The sequence below is a fragment of the Staphylococcus sp. HMSC034G07 genome, from assembly GCF_001835975.1.
GTDB classification, from domain to species: Bacteria; Bacillota; Bacilli; order Staphylococcales; family Staphylococcaceae; genus Staphylococcus; species Staphylococcus ureilyticus.
Map to the genome: position 1 here is coordinate 286340 of NZ_KV826593.1, position 20754 is coordinate 307093.

Genomic DNA, 20754 nt, shown 5'->3' on the forward strand with positions numbered 1-20754 from the left:
TCACTTGTTCAAGAACTTTATGTTCCAGACTCTATTTCGTAACACACACCCATTTATATGTGTTTTTATGTGATTTTATTATACAAAGATACTTAATATAAAAATAAAAACTAGTCCTGAAACAGAAATAACCGTTTCAAGTAATGACCAAGTTAGAAACGTTTCTTTAACAGTTAAACCAAAATATTCTTTAAACATCCAAAAGCCTGCGTCATTCACATGAGATAAGATAACACTACCTGCGCCAATTGCTAATACTACTAATGCAACATTCACGTCCGATGATTGTAGTAATGGCAATACAATGCCTGTTGATGAAATTGCGGCTACTGTAGATGAGCCTAAAGCAATTCTTAAAACGGCTGCAACTACCCATGCTAGTAATATAGGAGACATTTCAGTACCTTCAAACATTTTAGCTATTGTGTCACCAACACCACCATCTATCAGTACCTGTTTGAAAGTACCACCGCCGCCTATAATTAAAATCATCATTCCAATAGGATAGATTGCGTTTGATACAGAATCCATGATTTCAGCATTTTTTCTACCTTGTCTGACACCCATTGTTATAATTGCAAACAAAACGGCAATTAACATCGCTGTACCAGCAGTACCTATAAAGTAAATGAAGGATTCAAAGCCATTTGTCGCTTCTTCATTACCCGTCACTAACTGAACAATTGTAGAAAGTAACATAAGAATAACTGGTGAAATTGCAGTTAGTAAACTGATACCAAATCCAGGCATTTCAGACTCTGAAAATTCTTTTTGCGCACCTAAAGCTGAGATATCACCTTCGCGTTGATAAGCAGTTGGCGTAATTTTTTGTGCCACTTTATTAAATAATGGCCCTGCAATAATGGTAACAGGTATTGCTATAATTATACCGTAAAGTAACACATGACCTAAATTAGCTTGTAATTCTTTAGCAATTACAACTGGTCCCGGATGTGGTGGTAAGAATCCATGTGTCACAGATAGTGCTACAACCATAGGAAGTCCAAGTTTTAATTGTGATACATTCGCGCGTTTTGCAATTGTAAATACTAATGGTATTAATAGTACTAATCCTACTTCAAAGAATAACGCTATACCTACAATAAAGGCTGCAATTAACATTGCCCATTGTACGTGTTTGTGTCCAAACTTTTTAATCAATGTATCGGCAATACGTGTAGCACCACCACCATCAGCCAATAGTTTACCTAAAATCGCACCTAAACCAAAAATTAGAGCAATATGACCTAAAGTACTTCCCATACCATTTTCAATGGTTTCTATAATTTTATCTAACGGCATTCCGAGTAAAATAGCAGTGATAATAGATGTAATAATTAATGATATAAATGTATTTAACTTCAAGAAAATGATTAATGATAATAATACAACGATACCTATAACCACTGTAATTAATGGCCAAATTGTTTCAAACATAATTGTTCTCCCCTTTAACACTTAACATAATCGTTCATAATATCAAAAGGGCTTGCCCTCTCAATGATAACGCTTACTTAAATGTTTAAAATTTTAAATTTTTTAAACTGAATGAAATGATAGCCTTAAATGGAATTTACATATTTTTATTTATAGCTTATCATTCACTCAGTTTGTACCAATAAATCGTATCTACGATTTATCTTCAACCACATGTTCACGCTGAAACGTAGCGATTTCAGCATAGCGTTCTTCTAATGAGCGACTTAAATTGATGAAAATTGAAATGAGTTTTTGATAAACATTCACATTATCTTGATTTGGACGATGCTGATTTGTTGTACCCACCATTTCTTCAATAATAGAAAAATCTTCAATTTCACCAAGTGCCTTCATGCCAAGTACACAAGCGCCTAAACATGAGCTTTCATAACTCTCTGGGACGATTAAATTCGTATCAAAGATATCTGCCATCATTTGACGCCACACTTCACTTTTAGCAAACCCTCCCGTTGCTTTTATCGTGGACGGTGTTTCATTCATTACTTCGACTAATGCTAAATAAACTGTATAAAGGTTATAAAGAACGCCTTCTAACGCTGCTCGAATCATATGTTCTTTCTTGTGAGCTAGCGTTAAGCCAAAGAATGAACCTCGTGCATCTGCATTCCACAATGGTGCACGTTCACCTGCTAAATATGGATGGAATATCAACCCATCTGCGCCCGGTTTCACACGATTAGCAATTTTAGTCAGTACATCATAAGGGTCGACGCCTAAACGTTTTGCTGTTTCCACTTCACTCGCCAATAATTCGTCACGTAGCCATCGTAATACCACGCCTCCATTATTCACTGGTCCTCCAATGACATAATGATCTTCCGTCAAAACATAACAGAAAATTCTACCTTTATAATCTGTTCGTGGTTTATCTATTACTGTTCTTATGGCGCCAGAAGTTCCAATGGTTACAGCAACTTCACCTTTTTTAAACGCATTTACGCCTAAATTTGACAATACGCCATCACTAGCACCTACAACAATTGGCGTATTTTCGTCAATACCCATTAATGTTGCGTAACGACGTTTCATTCCTTTTAATATATGTGTTGTCGGTACAATTTCAGGCAATTGAGATTTACGAATGCCTAACAACGCTAATGCTTCTTGATCCCAATCTAAATTCTCTAAGTTAAACATGCCAGTAGATGAAGCCATCGATTGATCAATCACATAGGTTTCAAATAACTGATAAAAAATATATGTCTTAATGTCTGCAAACATCGCTGTTTGATTATATATTTCTTGTTGTTCGTGTTTCATCCAAAATATTTTAGATAGAGGTGACATTGGATGGATAGGCGTACCTGTTCTACTGTATATCGCGTCACCGTCATATTTGTCTTTAATCATTTCTGCATATTTTGTCGCACGATTATCTGCCCAAGTCAAATTCTCAGTTAATCGTTGATGACTTGCATTCATTGCAATCAAACTATGCATTTGAGCACTAAATGAAATTAATTTCAAATCATTTTTATGAACATTGGCTTCCCTCATAACATATTTAATCGTCATCAATACTGCATCAAATAACTCATCAGGATTTTCTTCTGACACCTCCACATTTGGTGTATGCAAAGGATAGCCAATATTATGTTTCATAATAAACTGCCCTTTTTCATCATAAAGCACTGCTTTTGTACTTGTCGTACCTATATCAACACCTATCATGTATTTCATAGTTTTTCCTCCTATTGTACCTCTTGTTTCACAATTACTCTTTCATCCAAAAACTATCTATATCTTCGCCAACATCATCAAAATTCAAATGAAATGCTTCTCTTAGTTTTGTTGCACTTTGCTTTGCAACCGCATCGATAAACACTTCATGATTATGATGAATTCGTTCAAAATCAACCGGATTTTCAGTCATACGTTTGCGCATGGATAACAAGATAAGCGCTTCCATCACTGGCTTCAAATTGTTCCAAAATGTTTTTAGATACTGATGTTTAGAAGCTAATATCGTCACTTCATGAAATTTCATATCGTGTTCTGTAAATGCCTCTGCATCTTCAAATTTAACAGCAACTCTCATCATTTCTAGTTGTTTCCGCATTTCTTTAACAATTTGCTCATGATTATCTTTTTTTATCTTATTAAAAGCAAATGATTCTAGCATAATTCTTAAATCATACAGTTCTTTTTTTTCATTATCATTAAAAGGTAAAACGTAGGCACCCATTCGTTCTAAATGAATTAACTGATCTTGCTTTAATAATTTAAATGCATCTCTTACTGGAGAACGACTCACATTAAATTCATTGGCAATTTGGTTTTCAGTTAACAATGTGTCTGGTGTAATCATGCCATCAACAATTCTTAAACGTATTTCCGAAGCAATCATTTCACCTTTAGAAACACCTTCAAGCCATTGTTCTGGATAAATATATTCCAAACGACTTCACCTCTCTACTCAATCGATATACTTGTATACAAGTATAGTAATATACATTCCGTATAATTGCAAGCGCTTGCAATTATACGGAACGTCTCCAAATTCCATAAAAAATCGGCATATCAAGTTTTCACTCGACATACCGATTTTTTCATTTTAATGACTTCCTGCTTTTAACGTTGTTACACAATGATGTGTTTGGTAACAATGCGGGCATTGTAATTTTCTAGTTTTAGGTGTATGTGCAGCAAACATCCACGTCGACAATTTAGGTTTAAATATTTGTTGACAATTCGGACATAAATAACTCACACGTTGATATATCGCTTTTGTCATAATGCCAGCATAAATTACTAGAATAGGTAATGTTGATAAAAAAGGCATCCATTTTTTTAATAATACGCTAGCGATGATAGATGTATATTGTATTATGATCGCAGGACTCAGCTTATATAGCAGTGGCATGTATAACGTCATGCCACGCTGATTTTGAATGACATATTTATGTGTGTTAATCAATTTTTCAATAGGTGCTTGCGCATCTTCACTGATACTGCTTTCCAGTTGTTTCATTTGATAAGCAGTAAGTTTCAATTTTTCAATTTCTTCATTAATTTCAGTTTTCTTTTGATGTAACATAACTTTTACTGCTTGTAACTTTTTGTCGTCTGTTAGTAATATTTTTATGTCTTTCAATGAAAAACCTATCGATTTCAATATTAAGATAATTTCTAAATTTACTTTGCTTTGTTCGTCAAATAATCGTCTACCATTACTTGATGATGGCATCGATTGTAAGAGTCCTTTTTTATCATAATACTGAATCGTTCTTACTGTTACATTGCAATGCTTTGCTAGTTCTCCTGTTTGATATAGTGTCATAAAATAACCTCCTTGACGTTAATCATACATGGTGACCTAACGTAACGAGCAAGTGTAACATTCGTTTTTAGTGCATAATATTTGTTTAAGACTCTAATTCTCAAAAATTTCGGAATGAATATTTTGCATTTTACTTTCAACAGTTGTAATTTCATTGGCACATTGTTTTAAAATTTCTCTATAATCCTCTGTATTTTTATTATTTTTGTAACGTATTTTATGTTCTAAACTCGCCCACATATCCATACCTATTGTTCTAATTTGAATTTCTACTGGTACTTTTTCTACAGAATTCGCTAAAAACACCGGTATTGACACTACAATATGCAAACTTCTATAACCGTTATCTTTTGGATTCATAATATAATCTTTTCGTTTTAATAACTGAACATCCGCCTGTTTTAACAATAATTCTTCAATAACATAAATATCATCTATATAATTACAAACAACTCTTATACCTGCAATATCATAAATATATGCTTTCGCTGACGCTGTGTTGATTTGATATCCTTTTCGATCTAACTTTTTAATCAGACTTCTCATTTCCTTAACACGACGTTCCATGTGATGGATCGGATTATGTTTATACAATTGTTGAAAATGATCGTCTAAAATATCAAGTTTAGTGCTAATTTCTTTTAGTGCGGATGAATATAATTGCTCTAAAGCAACAAAATCAATGACCATTTCAAATGCTTCTTCATAATTATTTATATATGATAAACTCTCTTTAAATTCTTCTTTCAAATCATCCATATTCAACGTTGGTTTACGTTCAATGTACATAAATCGTACCTCCAATAATTCATCTCTTTCCAAACATTATAGCTAAATTTAAAGACTACTTGAAACAATACAGTGAATATTTATCAATGAATGGTTCGAGTCAGAGATTACTTGATATGTGAAAGGGGATTTTTCAGTTTCGGCTGTTTAAGCTCATAAAAATCCATAGCTGCCTATTGTTTGTTCTAAAGCCAACTACTTCAATTGACATGTTTTGTTTTTTTCACTTATACATACAAAAGTCTCTATTCTACTAAATCAAATACATTTTCAGCTTCGCCTTCACGTTTTTTCACACTATTCGTTCATTTTATGTTCAATAATCTGAGTCCTTCTATTATCTGCAATGTTACGTGCTCGCTTCATAGCATCTGCCTTTTTATCGAAGCTATCCGTAGCTTGTTTCGCACCATCAGACTTTATTTTCCACTCACTATTCTCATAATAGACATGAACATCTTTATGATTTAATTGTGGATTTACAGATTGATCACGTTCATGCACAGTGATTTTTTTATTTTTCAACGCTTTCAATTCATCTTCAGTCGCATTTTTGTACCAATCTTCAGCTTGTTTCGTAGCGATTGGAATCGCATTGTCCTCTTGATATCCATCTTTAAGCATTGCATTTCCAATGTCTATTGCTTTTTTTCTTTCCAAGTTTTCCATATTTTTCCAACTTTGTGGATAATCTTCCATCGTCCAAGGCATGTGATAAAACCTCCATATTCAAACTTATATTAATTCTCTTTTACCTCTTTTTTCCTTTAACAAACTAAATAAATGCATTAAAAATGATATAAATATTTAAGACAACTATGATTTGTTCATTAATTGAAAGGGAATGATGAGTAAGAATCAGTGTTAAATAAAAGGAGGTTTAACTAACATGAATCTATCCATTGGCTTAATCCCTTCTCCTGACATGCCTCATAAATTAATCAACAAAATTTATTCAGAGCTCCCAAAAGATTTCACAAAACATGTAGATAATGGCGTGGAATGGCAATTTGAAATACACGTTGCATCTATGATTGGGACTGCGGAACATATGGATAAAGTTTTGGATATTGCATCCAATATGAAACAACAAAAAAATTGGGATTATACAATTTGTATTACGGATTTACCTAATTTTTCTAAAAATAAAAGTGCATTATGTGATATTGATTTCGATACTAAAACAGCACTTTTATCATTACCAGCGTTGGGAAACTTTAAGTTAAAAGAGAAATTAAGACAGTGCTTAATATTTATTATTGAATATTTACATTCTTCTGGTAGAAACAAAAACACTTTAAACTTTAAGCATTTTAAATTGACTCAATTTAAAGAAGTCATACCTAAGGATAATAATGAAAATTATAGATCCCGTATCATTGCCAAATCTACATTTTTAGGTTGGCTTCATTTGATTTGTGGCATGACTTTTGCCAATGAACCTTGGTCTGCCATTTTTGATTTTAAAAAAATCATATCTGTTTCATTTGCCACAGGAACTTATATAGCAATATTTTCTACACCTTGGGATATCAGTCTTGATTATAGTTATTGGCGGTATATTTTACTGATGTTACTATCTGTATTAGGCATGGTTGGTTGGCTAATTTATTCTTATAAATTATGGGAAAGACCTAGCGCTAATACACAAAAACTTTATCGCTTTATTTATAACATCACGACCTTCACAACCTTATTGACCATCACCTTTTTAAATTTTATAGTACTATATATCTTGTTATCTCTAAGTACAATATTATTTGTACCTCCCGAGTTGTTTTCAAATTGGACATCATTAAACAGTGAGCATCCAACTATTTTAAATTATATTAACTTAATTTGGTTTATTACGTCATTAGGTATACTCGCTGGCGCTATGGGATCCACTGTTGAAAATGCTGAAAAAATTAAACGTGTGACGTATTCTTTTAGACAATACTATAGATCTAAATCACTGGAACAAGAAGATGAAGATAGCTCTAGCGCATATGCAAAAGCTGATTACTACAAGGGCGAAAAACAATCACATCATGAGGAGGGATTAAATGAACACAACAACGGCTAAAATAGGTATTATTGCTGCACCGGGCGTCACTGAAAAAGTAGCGCGTAATCTTGAAATTGATTTGCCCCACATCCTTAGTGAGCAATATGAGCATTCAGTTAAATGGGAAATCGATACAATTATTGATCCTTTGACTGGTTCAGCAGAAAGCGTCCAACAAATTTTCAGTAAAATTGCTGATTATCAAGAGCATAATCAATGGCATTTTACAATTGGACTCACTGACCTACCGATGATTGAACAACAAAAAGTAGTTGCCATTGATATCAATAGACAAAATGGTGCTAGTTTAATTTCTATCCCTGCTTATGGATGGCGTCCAATCAAAAAAAGAATTCAAAACACTATATTGGCTATTCTAAAGGCAATAGATGAATTTAAGCATTCTGAAAAAATTAACAATAATCATGACGCTATGTCATTGATGAATGCGCAGTTTCCTTTATCAAATTTACAATCACGAACTGTTTACTTTGAAAATACTACCTCACAACATACGCAATATTACGTATCGTCCAAGTCTAAAGGTATTTTTCGTCTTGTTAGTGGTATGACATTTGCAAACAACCCATTTAACATGTTAAAAAGCTTAAGTAATGTTGTGGCAATCGCCTTCACTACAGGTGCCTTTGGAATCATTTTTACGACAATGTGGAATTTAAGCTTTGTATATTCTGAGTGGCGCTTGTTATTAATGATGCTTGTAGCAATTTTCGGTATGATGATTTGGATGATCATTGCACATAATTTATGGGAATCAAAAAAAGAGAGCACGAATAAGCAAATCACTACCTTATACAACTTAACTACAACGATGACTTTAACTGTTTCAGTTATTATTTATTACTTTATTTTGTTCTCACTCTTTTTGATTGCAAGTTTAATTGTGCTCCCCTCAGATTATTTAGGTCAAGCATTACAATTAAAAACATCTGCAGGTTTAACAACTTACATAAACTTAGCTTGGTTTGCTGCATCAATTTCGACTGTAGCTGGTGCAATAGGTGTTGGTCTAAATAATGAAGCACTCATACTTGAAAGTACTTACGGATATAGACAAAAACAGCGATACAAGCAATTGCATAAAGAACAACAACAACAAGAACAACAACAAAGAAAAGCACAAGAAGATATAAAGGAAAAAAGACAAGAAGAAGAAGAAAAAGCTAGAAAACAACAAGATTCCAACTAGATATCGGAAAGTAGCAATGCTTATTAGAGCATTGTTATTTTTCCATATTTGTAAAGACTTCACAAAACACTTCATTAAATTTTAAATATAAAACAAGCCAATGTCATCGGATATTAACTACCGTAACATTGGCTTGTTTTGCATTATTCATGAGGTAATTTATTTGCTTGTCTTGCATTTTGACAATTATGTTGAATACTCATTAAAGAAGTTCTAATGTGCATGTATTGTGGTAAAGTTGCCATTTCTTGAACATTGATATTAGAACCGATTTCAAAGTGTTTAGCAATGTTTTCAAATACTAACAAATACTCTCCCATGGTTTCATCATTAATATGGTAACGTTTTTCATTACTTAATGCCCTCGTCAGCATAAAGCTGATTTCTTCTAGTGCATATATACTAGGATAATAGTATTGTATAACCCTTTTATTACTAAATACTTCACCATTCGCACTATTATATATTTGTTTCATATTATTTAGTTGAACACTTAAATGCAACATTTCTTTTTTATCTCGCTCTCTCGATGAGTATTTGTTGCTTGAAAATAAATAATGGAATAACACTGCTTCATTACGAGCTACTGTAGCAAGCGTGCCTGGTAACATTGAAGAAGCAGTCTTTCTACCTATGATCAGTAGCGAAACAACAGCAATAATAATACCAACAATCACATCAATAATTCGTGGAAGTGCTATTAAAATCGAGAGATGGTTCGATGCTAAACCATTTAATAATATAACTTGAATTGTGATAAATATAACTGCAAATGAATAATTTGCTCCAACGAATATTTCTGTTATACCTGCTGCAACCGCAAGGAGTAATATAGCGATAGGTACAGGTGGTGTAGACAATAGTATTAATGACAGTACAAGTACACCTATAATCGTACCGATACCTCTTGATCCAGCACGTTCAAAACTGTGTAATGTAGTTGAACCTAATAATACTGTATGCGTACTAAGTGGAATCCAATATGCTTTGTCAAAATCAAACATCAATGCGATAAAAATCGCAATTGCCATAATAACGATATAGCGTATAGTATTTCTAAAGACAAATGAATCTATTGTCAAATTCGTAACTAATCGATGACCATAAATAGGTACACGTATATCCACTTCGTGTTCCAGTTGTGCATCATTTGCATTCATTATGGCATCAACTTTGAATATATTATCTACAAGTTTTTGATAAGCTTCATCAATATCAACTTGGCGAGTCCATGTTTTATTTGTCTTACCTTGCGTATATACTAAATTGATTACGTAGTCTACCATCAATTTAATATCTTGAGGTAAAGGCCGTACATTTTTTTCATTTAATTCCAGTAATTCTGAATGTATACCTTGTGCAATATTATGTAGCAATATTAAACGTTGGAATTGTGGTGACTTTTGAGATTTGGCAGAACTTGCAGTGATGAGTTGGTTATCAGTATTTCTAAAAGCAGTCACAGCAAATCGGGATGCTTTTGAAAATGCTTTTGGATCATCAAAATTATAAACTAATTGTTTTATAATATTATAATCATTTTTAATTGATTTAACTTCAGCTGATTCTTTTGAAAGTAAAATCACCACGATTACTACAAATGTTGCTAATAAACCTCCGATAAATACTGAAACACCTCTTATTAATGCTTCATCTGGAGCAACTGGTAAATTAATTGGCAAACTGAATGCCACAATAAAAAAAGTTGATGATGGTCCAGGAATGTTTAATGAACTAAATACATAATATGGTATTACTGCTACAATCAATAATAAAATACCAAATATGATGGGTTGATTGACGGTCAACGTGCCTAACATCATTGATAATGCAAATACTATTGAAGTAAAAAATACTGTACGAAGTTTAGACTTTGCCGTACCGCCAAACACATAAATATGTGCTAACGTACCTGTTGAAATTAATAGACCGATTGAAAAATAATCGACTAAATAACCAATCATTAATGGTAAAAACATTAGTATCGCTTGTCTAATACCTTTAGCAACATCGATTTTCATAGCATTAAATTTTGTGAGTGACTTTAAATATTTAATCAATGGCGATTCACCTCTCCTTTTTATTTTATTTTAACCATGATATTTCATCTGATTTGATGGCAAAACATAAAAAAGACGGGTTAGAAATCTAAAATTTATATTTCGATCTCATAGTCCCGTCCCCGTTAAGGTCATTTTGTTTTGTGAAAAACTTGTTATACATAGCTTTAAATATAAATACTTTGCTTTTATACAATATTAAAGATATTTTAATTTATCCTTCAGCTCACTTTATCAAATACATAAATCTACAACTGGGGAAGTACATTGCAAAATAGTTCATTTCACAAATTTTGGTTGAGAAATCAGATACATTTTAATTAACGATTACTAAACTATTTTAACACTTTTATTGGTTTCTGCTAGGGCATTTCCTACAAATCGTTATAATGAATATGTTTAATCATTACTATATTCTACTTTAACGAGTAATTTTATTCTGATTGTTTGATGTCTTCGTGCACTGTTGAATAATCAATATCAGATTCTAAAAATGTCGCGTTATTTACTGGGAAATGTTGTTCAAGTGTTTCAATATTACTTATTTCTACATCGCCATGATTCATTTCAAAATCCAATACATGTCCACCTATTGTTTTATCTCTATCTACAAAATGTAAATGGAAACCTCCGGCAGCTATGCCATGAAAAAGTGTTGGTGCATAAAAACCAACGATCGTACCTTCAATTTGATCATAATGAAACTCTGGTTGTTGTTTAGCCGATTCAATTAGTTTAGTATACGGTTTTTCTTGTTTTGGCATCATTCTAACATGTACATTTTCAAATTTCCCAGATATTTTAACCGCAAAAAATAAGTTTTCACTGGCAGCGTGGCTTTTAGTTTGATTTAATACATATTCAGAATCAGTAATATGTCTCACTTCAAAACTAACATCCGGTTGAAATGGTGTGACCGTAGAAAAAGGTGTCATTTCACTACCCTCTAGCTGTTTGAAATTACCATGTGCATCAGCATGATAAGCGATGCCGTCTAATATAATAACTTCACCGTCTGATCCTGTTAACGTACCGATACCTAAATCACCATGTTTTAAAATTTCATTCATTTCCATAGTGCCATCTAATAATCCAGCCATCAATGTACCGAGCGTGCCATGTTGATATAGCATGATATTTTCTCTCCTTATATCAGTATCTTTTTTAAAGAATTTCACTATTCACAATAATTCACAACATATTATTATACAATATAATTGTGTTTTCCAATAACTTTGTGCTCACAAAGCATTAATGAAACCTAAATATTTCTCGATATCAACCTTATATGCTTTACTTTAAAACTATGATAAAACACACTTTGATTTCATTTATAAATATCGATTCAAGCTATAAATAAACGTCAACTTCGTTTTACCAAGATGGCATCCATCATAGGAAAATGTTCAGTTAATACGCTTCAATATTTCAAAAAATGAAAGCGCCCGTTTCTATTCAATTGAATTTGAAACGGGCGCTTATGCGTTAATCATAGATGTTTATCTTCTATACGCTTATTTTATTAATTATTTAATTGTAGCAACTTCTATTTTAGGCGCTTCAAGTAAATAAGTTTCTATTTCTTTAAAAAATGTTTGAAAATGTTCTGATTGATTATGTGCTTCTAAAGCAGCTTGATCTTTATATTTTTCTATAAAAGCAAAAGTTTGAGGTTCATTTGTATTTTCAAAGTGCGCATAATATAATGCACCTGCTTCTTGATTTGCTGCAATGACTAAGCGTTCAACCTCTGCTAAATAATTTTCTCTATGTTCTGATTTAATCTTCATTACTGCAGTTACTAAAATCATATATAACCTCCTGAGATAATCGCTCTTGCAAAGTTTGTTTATAAGAGTATTAAAGTTCTTCTTTTTCAATGATTAACGGTTGATCCGGTTTAACAAAAAACCACATAATTATTGCAAACACGACTGGGATAATAACTAATTCTAATGTCACTGTCCAACCAACAATATCAACCATCATACCTGCTAATAAAGGACTCAGCAATGCACCGATATTGCCCCATAAATTCATCCAGCCAGATACTGAACCAGAAAAATTACGTCCTAAATCTGTAGCTGCCGCCCAACTCATTCCTGTAGCAATTCCTATTCCGCCTAAACATAATGACAACCACAGCACATTTGCTACTAAATTGTTTGTTTGAATTGACATGAATAATGAGATACAAAATACCACAAAACCGATGATTGCAATGGACGCTCTCGCAACAAATCTTGATTTTCCATTTTGTAATAGCTTATCAGAGATTGCACCGCCACATAATATTAATAAGAACATAGCAATCCATGGTGCACCTGCTGCCCAAGCCATATCAGGGTCGGTTAATTTGACATTATATTGTTCCGTTAGATATGTAGGTAACCATATTAAGAATAGTGACACAACAAATTGTACAACAAAATATTGTGCAGCCAATGCATAAAAGCTAAATCTTCTTAAGAAGATATTCCACGGCGCGTTACTTTTTTCAGTTTTTATGATATCACGGTTTTCCATAATATATTTTTTTTCTGCTTCATTTACCATTTTATGTTGTTCCGGTAAATCTTTTGAAATAATAATCCATAATAATGCAATGACAATACCAATAGCACCAAAAATATAAAATACAGCTTGCCATCCAAACATATTAACGATAGCAATCGTAACTACAGGTGCAATCACTGGTCCAAAATATGAACCCGCTAACAATGCACTCGAAGCACGTCCTTTTTCACCTTTAGCAAACCAAAATGAGTTAAACACTGCATTCGAAGGATACATAGGTGCCTCACCTATACCAAATAAAAAACGTACAGCATATAATAAACCATGATTTTTAACAACACCAGTTAAAATCGTGAAAGCACTCCACCATACGAGCGCAATTGTTAACATTTTTTTAGAGCCAAATTTTTCTGCCAAAAAACCTGAAGGTACTTGCATCAACGCATACCCTAACGAGAAAAATGATGCTAATAAACCAAACTGTGTTTTCGTCATATGTAAATCTTCCATCATAGGTCCTGCAATAATGGAAATATTTGATCTATCCATATAAGCAATTACACCTATAATGAAAAACGCAATAGCAAAATACCATCTTATATTTGTTCTTTTTTGTTCCATTTTTTTACCCACACTCTCTCCCTATTTCACTAGTCATCATATGACCTATTGTGTGCCTAGATATTACCACAATATGAAATCGCTTACAACTACTTTTTTCATTTTATGATAATACCTTATTCATTCTTATGAACAGCGTACACAGTTTATGTGACAGGTATTAACACCAGTTCTTTAAAAACCTAAATCTTCACTATAATATTAGTTGAAATAAGTTTTTCTTAAATCCGTCAGTGCATTGAAATTTCAAGGCAACAAATTTATTAATTATCTTTATATTACCTTAAATATGCATTACACATTAATTTAGATTATAATACAGAAGTAATTAAAAAATACCATCATGTTTGATTAAGAAAAGGAGCGACACTTATCGCCATGGAACAAATACTGACAAACTTTATAAATTCATGGGGTTATACTGCTATTGCAATATTAATCCTATTAGAAAATATATTACCTTTTATTCCATCTGAAATTATTTTGACATTTGCAGGACTGATGACAGTTAAATCTGATTTATCCATACCTTTACTTTTTATCATATCTACCATTTCATCGTTAATCGGTTTAATCATACTTTATTACATCAGTAGTATCGTCTCTGAAGCACATTTATATCGTTTTGTTGATAAATATGGAAAATGGATCAAACTCAAAGGAAAAGATATTGCTCGCGCTAATGAATGGTTTAAAAAATACGGTGCTATTGCAGTCTTTCTTTGTCGCTTTATTCCTGTTTTACGCGTATTAATCACCATACCAGCAGGCATTAATAGAATGAATATTGTATTATTTACTATTCTTTCGTTAATAGGTACTACAATTTGGAACATTGCACTCATCTTCTTAGGTAGCATGTTGAGCAACAGTTTTGATACGTTAATGAATGGCTTACACACTTATTCATATATTATGTATGTCATCATCGCTATAGCTGTCGTATATCTCTTTATTCGTATCTACAAAAAGAATCGCACACATCAATAAGTGCACGCTTTGCTTTAGTTTAAAACTTTTTACGTCATTTGCTCGTATAACTGATATCTATCTTAGCAATCAGACAAAATCCGTAGGGTTTTTGTCTGATTTTTTTATAAAAAAAGACTAACTTCCCCCTTTGAAGTTAGTCTTTCACGATCTTTAATTTCTCCCTAAAATTTTGAGCAGAAAATTTTCTATTACTTATGTGCGCTTTTAATATTTATATAATCAAAATACTACCCCTTTATCAAACTACTATGATAATGATTACTTATTACCTTTTACTATTTGACGAACTTCTTCTAAATCGCCTTCTACATCAATTTGAGGTTTCTTCGTCATTTTACTAACTAAAATGGTAACAATTAAACTTGTTAAAAATCCTGGAACAATCTCATACAAATTAAAGAAATCATTAATTTCACCTAATGGTTTAACAAACGCAATCCAAACAATTACAACAATTGCACCTGAAATCATTCCGCTGACTGCACCAGTACGACTTAAACCTTTCCAATATAAACTCATTAATACAAGTGGTCCAAATGCAGCACCAAAACCTGCCCAAGCGTTACCTACAAGATTTAAAATTGTATCATTAGGTGACCATGCAATGATAATTGAAACAATTGCAACTAAAACAACTGACATACGTCCCACAAAAACAAATTCCTTTTCATGTTTTTTTGCTGCTTCCTCACCACGGAACAATTTATAAAAATCTTCAGTTAATGAACTTGATGTCACCAATAATTGTGACGAAATCGTACTCATAATCGCTGCTAAAATAGCTGCAAGTAAGAAACCGCCCACAAGTGGATGGAACAATATTTGACCCATTAATATAAACAATGTTTCTGGATCCTCAAGTGTTACACCACCACGATTGACAAATGTAATACCTACAAGACCTACACCAACTGCACCCAGTAAGCTAATTGCCATCCAACCTATGCCAAAACGTCTTGCTGTCGGTAATTGTTTCACTGATTTAATAGACATAAAACGCACAATAATATGTGGTTGTCCAAAATAACCTAAGCCCCAAGCAAAGAATGATATGATACCAATAACCGTTGTACCTTTAAATAAATCAAGGTTTGTCGGTTTCAAATCTGCCGCTTGCGATAAAGTATCCAATCCACTTAATTGCATCATCGCTACTATTGGTACCATGACCATAGCAATTAACATGATTACCCCTTGGAAAAAGTCCGTTAACGACACGGCTAAATATCCGCCGAAGAAAGTATACGCAATTACAATAATAGCAACTAATAATAATCCAAAATGGTAGTTTAAACCAAAAGCACTATCAAATAATTTACCACCTGCAACCATTCCAGAATGAGTATACAGTGTAAAGAACACGACAATAATACCACCTGATATAATTTTAATCACATTTGATTGATCATCTAAACGATTTCTAAAGAAATCAGGTAATGTTATTGCATCTCCAGCTTTTTCTGTATACACACGTAATCGTGGGGCTACAACGAGATAATTTATGTATGCACCAATAGTCAGACCGATTGCCAACCATGCAGCTGATAACCCTGTCGTATAAACTTCACCGGGCAATCCCATAATCATCCAACCACTCATATCTGATGCTCCAGCAGATAATGCTGTAACATAAGGTCCTATGTTTCTACCACCTAACATATACTCACTGATATTACCTGTCGCTTGCTTATAGCCGTAATATCCAATGACTAATAGCACAACAAAATACGCACCAAGCATAATATATGTCTGCCAGTTTGGATTTACTTGACTCGATAACGATGCTCCCAAAGTAAACATAAAATAAACTCCCTTTGTATAATTTTGTTACATGCACTTATTATACAAAAGTTTAAAAATTTTTAAACCGCTATTTAAAAAATAGTTTTTGCAAATACATTCCAAATCACCTTCAACACGCTCAAAACAATTGTTATTAAGCTGTTTTTATCGTTTTAAATAATATGTGTATTTTTACAATTATAGGGTTAAATACTTATTCTTTTAATTCAAAAAAATGTATGTTTCCTACAATATTTACATTTATATGAGAATTTGTTTATTTGAGTAACATCGTTATTTTTAACAATTTTACCGCTTTTTTGACAAAAAAATGAAGCCATTTCCATTAATTAAAAGATAGTATAAATAATGTAATCAATACTAGACACTCACCCCAAAATTAATGCTACAATATTACACATACAATGGAAACGTTTTATTAAATAGAATGAGTAACAAAACTACCTAATTGGAGTGACATAAATAATGCATGATGCAACAGAAAAAAGTGTAAAAGAAAAATATTTAGATTTATTATCTCAACAATTTAATAACAGAGAGGAATTAGCAACTGAAATTATAAATCTTGAGTCTATTTTAGAACTTCCAAAAGGCACGGAACATTTCGTCAGCGACCTACATGGAGAATTCCATGCATTTCAACATGTATTAAGAAATGGTTCAGGAAATGTTCGTTCTAAAATCAGTGATATATTTCAAGATACTTTGACACGCCAAGAAATAAATGAATTTTCGGCACTTGTATATTATCCAGAAGAAAAATTAAAATTAATTAAAAATAGTTTCACCTCAAAAGAGCGCTTAGATGAATGGTATATCACAACGATTAATCGTCTTATCAAATTAGTCACTTATGCTTCTTCTAAATATACACGAACAAAATTACGCAAAACTTTACCTAAAAATTATATTTTTATAATAGAAGAGTTGTTATATAAAAGTAATAAATATAATAATAAACATTCATATTATCAGACACTAATGAATCAAATTATTGAACTCGAACAATCAGATGATCTGATTATCGGTCTGTCCTTTACAATTCAACATCTCGTGGTGAACCATTTACACGTTGTAGGTGATATTTATGATCGTGGTCCAGAACCTGATAAAATCATGGACACCTTAATTGACTATCCTTCTGTTGATGTACAATGGGGAAATCATGATGTCTTGTGGATTGGTGCCTATGCTGGTTCTAAAGTGTGCTTAGCAAATTTACTCAGAATTTGTGCGCGTTATGATAACTTAGACATTATTGAAGATGCTTATGGTATTAATTTACGTCCATTATTAACACTTGCTGAAAAATACTATTCAGGTGACAATCCTGCTTTCAAACCTAAAAATGCTGAAGGACTGTCTCAATCCGAAATAGAACAAATCACTAAAATTCACCAAGCAATCGCAATCATCCAATTTAAACTAGAAGCACCTATCATTAAGCGTAGACCTAACTTTGAAATGGAAGAACGATTAGTGTTGGAAAGCATCGACTATGAAAATCATACAGCCACACTTTATGGTAAAACTTATGCTTTAGAACATACTTGTTTCCAAACAATTGATCCAAGCAACCCTAACGCATTAACTGAAGATGAACACGAAGTAATAGAAAAATTATTATTATCAGTGCAACAATCTGAAAAATTAAAACGTCACATGACATTTTTAATGCAAAAAGGGAAACTTTACCTTCCTTATAATGGCAATCTGCTAATTCATGGTTGTATTCCTGTGGATGAAAATGGAGAAATGGAATCTATGGTTATTGATGGTGAAAAATGCTATGGCAGAGATTTGCTTGACCATTTCGAATACTTTGTAAGAGAGGCATTTGACCATAAAGACATACATGATGATTTAGCAACTGATCTCGTTTGGTATCTATGGACAGGTAAGTATTCGTCCTTATTTGGAAAAAGAGCAATGACAACATTTGAACGTTATTTTATTAATGATAAATCAGCACATAAAGAAACTAAAAACCCTTATTATTATTTACGTGAAGACGTAAATATGTGCAAAAAAATGTTAAAAGATTTCGGTTTAGATCCAGAAGAAGGACATATAATCAATGGCCATACACCAGTTAAAGAAATTGACGGCGAAAACCCAATCAAAGCAAATGGTAAAATGATTGTCATCGACGGTGGATTTTCAAAAGCCTACCAATCTACAACTGGTATTGCCGGCTATACTTTACTCTATAATTCTTTTGGAATGCAGCTTGTAGCACACCAACACTTTAATTCTAAAAAACATGTCTTGCTCAATGGGGCTGACGAGCTTTCTATAAGACGCGTGGTAGACAAAGAGTTAAAACGTAAAAAAATACGTGATACTAATACTGGTAAAGATATACAAGAAAAAATTGATGTGTTAAAAGTATTGATGCATGACCGATTTGTCAACTAATTTTATCCATGACTTCTTCATAAAATGATGCCGTATTCAGTGACTAAAAGTTCAAAAAAACAACGCGGCGAATGCTACGTTGTTTCATAAAAATATAGAAAACGACAATATTTATAAACGCCGTTCTCTTAAATTGTAAACTTAATCAAAGCACCATTTTCTAGGCTGTTAATCCCTAAATTCCATGGGTATGCAGCCTAGTTTTTTTAGGTTCTGCCTTTATGAATATTTTCAATTTGTTTACTCAACCTTAGAGCTGTTCCGTTCTCTCAAAAAATACAAATGTATATATGATATGAACTTTATGATTTATTTCTCGTTTCGTTTAAGATAAAATAAATCATTGTGATGTTTATTAAATAAGTATGATTACCATATGTATGGCAAGAAAGGATTCCAATTATATGTCTAGTTTAAAAGAAAGTATCATCGTTGCTTTTGCGTTTGTAGGTGTTGTTGTGGGTGCCGGCTTTGCGACGGGCCAAGAAATTTTCCAATTTTTTACTAGCAATGGTAAATTTAGTGTTTTAGGCGTTATTATCACCGGATTTATCATTACCATAGCTGGTGTATTTGTATTAAATACAGGCTACCGATTGCGTTCACACAGCCATACTGAGCCCATAAAGTTTTACCTACCTCGAACAATTGCGACAATTTTTGATATGATTTTAACACTGTTTTTACTTGCATTAGCTATGATAATGACAGCTGGTGGCGTTTCAACGATTCATGAAAATTTTGATATACCTTATGCTATTAGCGCTTTGATTTTAGTCATTATTATCTTGGCTACTTTATGCTTAAAATTTAATCGTTTAATCACTGTTTTAGGCATGGTTACACCATTTTTAATTATTATTGTATCAATAATTGCTATTTATTATTTCACTACTGGAAGTTTTGACTTTGATTCAGCGTCGCAATATGCCAATAGTGGCACACGTACAGATAAATGGTGGTGGTTTGATGCAATTAATTATGGCAGTTTGCAAGTTGCAGCTGCGTTTAGTTTTCTTTCTGTAATGGGGGGACGTATAAAATCTGAAAAGGCAACATATTTAGGTGGTATTTTAGGTGGCATGGTCATAACGTTTTTATTATTAATGTTAAACCTTGGTATGGTCACAGAATTTACAAAAATAACAAATGTAGCGTTACCGTCACTATTATTGGCAAAACAAATTTCACCTGTGATTGGTCATTTTATGGCCATTATCATGGTATTAGTGATTTATAATACAGTTGTGGGATTAATGTATGCATTTGCCTCTCGTTTCACAGAACCGTATAAACAAAATTATTATATTTTAATTATAATTATTGCAATTATTACATTTGCTACTACGTTTGTCGGTTTTATTGAGTTAATTGGAAAAGTATTTCCATTGATGGGACTCTTTGGTTTTATTTTGTTAATTCCTATATTAATCAAAGGTATCTTTTATAAATCACATTCATCATAACAAAAACCTCTAGACGAGAGTTTCAATATTATCATCATTCAATCATAATA

16 protein-coding genes are annotated in these 20754 nt (G+C 32.5%); 5 read left to right on the top strand and 11 right to left on the bottom strand.

Features of this window, described 5'->3' with window-relative positions:
* Nucleotides 1-78: 78 nt before the first annotated feature.
* The 6 genes from HMPREF2586_RS02665 to HMPREF2586_RS02690 all read right to left on the bottom strand — a co-directional run bounded on the left by HMPREF2586_RS02665 (nt 79) and on the right by HMPREF2586_RS02690 (nt 6280).
* Nucleotides 79-1437 carry a gluconate:H+ symporter gene (locus HMPREF2586_RS02665; protein ID WP_019470075.1) on the bottom strand — a complete coding sequence of 453 codons (1359 nt, stop codon included), beginning with the start codon at nt 1435-1437 and terminating at the stop codon, nt 79-81.
* 192 nt (nt 1438-1629) lie between these two features.
* Nucleotides 1630-3180 (bottom strand): gluconokinase, encoded by a 1551-nt coding sequence (gene gntK / locus HMPREF2586_RS02670; protein ID WP_019470074.1) that lies wholly within the window; start codon nt 3178-3180, stop codon nt 1630-1632.
* 34 nt (nt 3181-3214) lie between these two features.
* Complete coding sequence (locus tag HMPREF2586_RS02675; RefSeq protein ID WP_019470073.1) at nt 3215-3898, bottom strand: GntR family transcriptional regulator; 684 nt, start codon at nt 3896-3898, stop codon at nt 3215-3217.
* 156 nt (nt 3899-4054) lie between these two features.
* Nucleotides 4055-4780, bottom strand: coding sequence for a MerR family transcriptional regulator (locus HMPREF2586_RS02680; protein ID WP_070657971.1), 726 nt, complete (start codon nt 4778-4780; stop codon nt 4055-4057).
* Nucleotides 4781-4873: 93 nt separating this feature from the next.
* Nucleotides 4874-5569 carry a GTP pyrophosphokinase gene (locus HMPREF2586_RS02685; protein ID WP_064209284.1) on the bottom strand — a complete coding sequence of 232 codons (696 nt, stop codon included), beginning with the start codon at nt 5567-5569 and terminating at the stop codon, nt 4874-4876.
* Nucleotides 5570-5866: 297 nt separating this feature from the next.
* Nucleotides 5867-6280, bottom strand: a complete 414-nt coding sequence (locus HMPREF2586_RS02690; RefSeq protein ID WP_019470070.1) for a DUF2188 domain-containing protein — start codon at nt 6278-6280, stop codon at nt 5867-5869.
* A gap of 178 nt (nt 6281-6458) precedes the next feature.
* Between HMPREF2586_RS02690 and HMPREF2586_RS02695 the strand changes: the two genes are divergently transcribed.
* Together HMPREF2586_RS02695 and HMPREF2586_RS02700 are read left to right on the top strand one after the other, a co-directional pair.
* Nucleotides 6459-7634, top strand: a complete 1176-nt coding sequence (locus tag HMPREF2586_RS02695) for a hypothetical protein (protein ID WP_019470069.1) — start codon at nt 6459-6461, stop codon at nt 7632-7634.
* The gene (locus tag HMPREF2586_RS02700) at nt 7615-8826 is read left to right on the top strand and encodes a 5,10-methylene-tetrahydrofolate dehydrogenase (protein ID WP_070812621.1); all 1212 of its coding nucleotides are present in this window, start codon (nt 7615-7617) and stop codon (nt 8824-8826) included. Before HMPREF2586_RS02695 ends, HMPREF2586_RS02700 begins: the two co-directional genes overlap by 20 nt.
* A 143-nt stretch (nt 8827-8969) precedes the next feature.
* Here the strand turns inward: HMPREF2586_RS02700 and HMPREF2586_RS02705 are convergent, their stop codons facing one another.
* From HMPREF2586_RS02705 to HMPREF2586_RS02720, 4 genes are all read right to left on the bottom strand, one after another.
* Nucleotides 8970-10886, bottom strand: a complete 1917-nt coding sequence (locus tag HMPREF2586_RS02705; RefSeq protein ID WP_107521710.1) for an FUSC family protein — start codon at nt 10884-10886, stop codon at nt 8970-8972.
* Between the two features lie 434 nt (nt 10887-11320).
* Entirely contained in the window at nt 11321-12019 is a 699-nt protein-coding gene (gene budA, locus HMPREF2586_RS02710; protein ID WP_046206787.1) for an acetolactate decarboxylase, read from the bottom strand.
* Nucleotides 12020-12412: 393 nt separating this feature from the next.
* Nucleotides 12413-12697, bottom strand: coding sequence for a putative quinol monooxygenase (locus tag HMPREF2586_RS02715; RefSeq protein WP_046206786.1), 285 nt, complete (start codon nt 12695-12697; stop codon nt 12413-12415).
* 49 nt (nt 12698-12746) lie between these two features.
* Nucleotides 12747-14024 (bottom strand): pyruvate MFS transporter, encoded by a 1278-nt coding sequence (locus tag HMPREF2586_RS02720; RefSeq protein ID WP_070812636.1) that lies wholly within the window; start codon nt 14022-14024, stop codon nt 12747-12749.
* 378 nt (nt 14025-14402) lie between these two features.
* On the opposite strand from HMPREF2586_RS02720, the gene HMPREF2586_RS02725 reads away from it, so the two are divergent.
* Nucleotides 14403-15014 carry an undecaprenyl phosphate transporter UptA gene (locus tag HMPREF2586_RS02725; protein ID WP_070812622.1) on the top strand — a complete coding sequence of 204 codons (612 nt, stop codon included), beginning with the start codon at nt 14403-14405 and terminating at the stop codon, nt 15012-15014.
* Between the two features lie 261 nt (nt 15015-15275).
* On the opposite strand, the gene putP is transcribed toward HMPREF2586_RS02725, so the two are convergent.
* On the bottom strand, nt 15276-16817 hold the full coding sequence (putP, locus tag HMPREF2586_RS02730) for a sodium/proline symporter PutP (RefSeq protein WP_046206784.1): 1542 nt from the start codon (nt 16815-16817) through the stop codon (nt 15276-15278).
* 468 nt (nt 16818-17285) lie between these two features.
* Between putP and HMPREF2586_RS02735 the strand changes: the two genes are divergently transcribed.
* Both HMPREF2586_RS02735 and HMPREF2586_RS02740 read left to right on the top strand, forming a co-directional pair.
* The gene (locus HMPREF2586_RS02735) at nt 17286-19238 is read left to right on the top strand and encodes a fructose-bisphosphatase class III (protein ID WP_040029774.1); all 1953 of its coding nucleotides are present in this window, start codon (nt 17286-17288) and stop codon (nt 19236-19238) included.
* A gap of 404 nt (nt 19239-19642) precedes the next feature.
* Nucleotides 19643-20704 carry a YkvI family membrane protein gene (locus HMPREF2586_RS02740; RefSeq protein WP_070657973.1) on the top strand — a complete coding sequence of 354 codons (1062 nt, stop codon included), beginning with the start codon at nt 19643-19645 and terminating at the stop codon, nt 20702-20704.
* Nucleotides 20705-20754 lie beyond the last annotated feature (50 nt).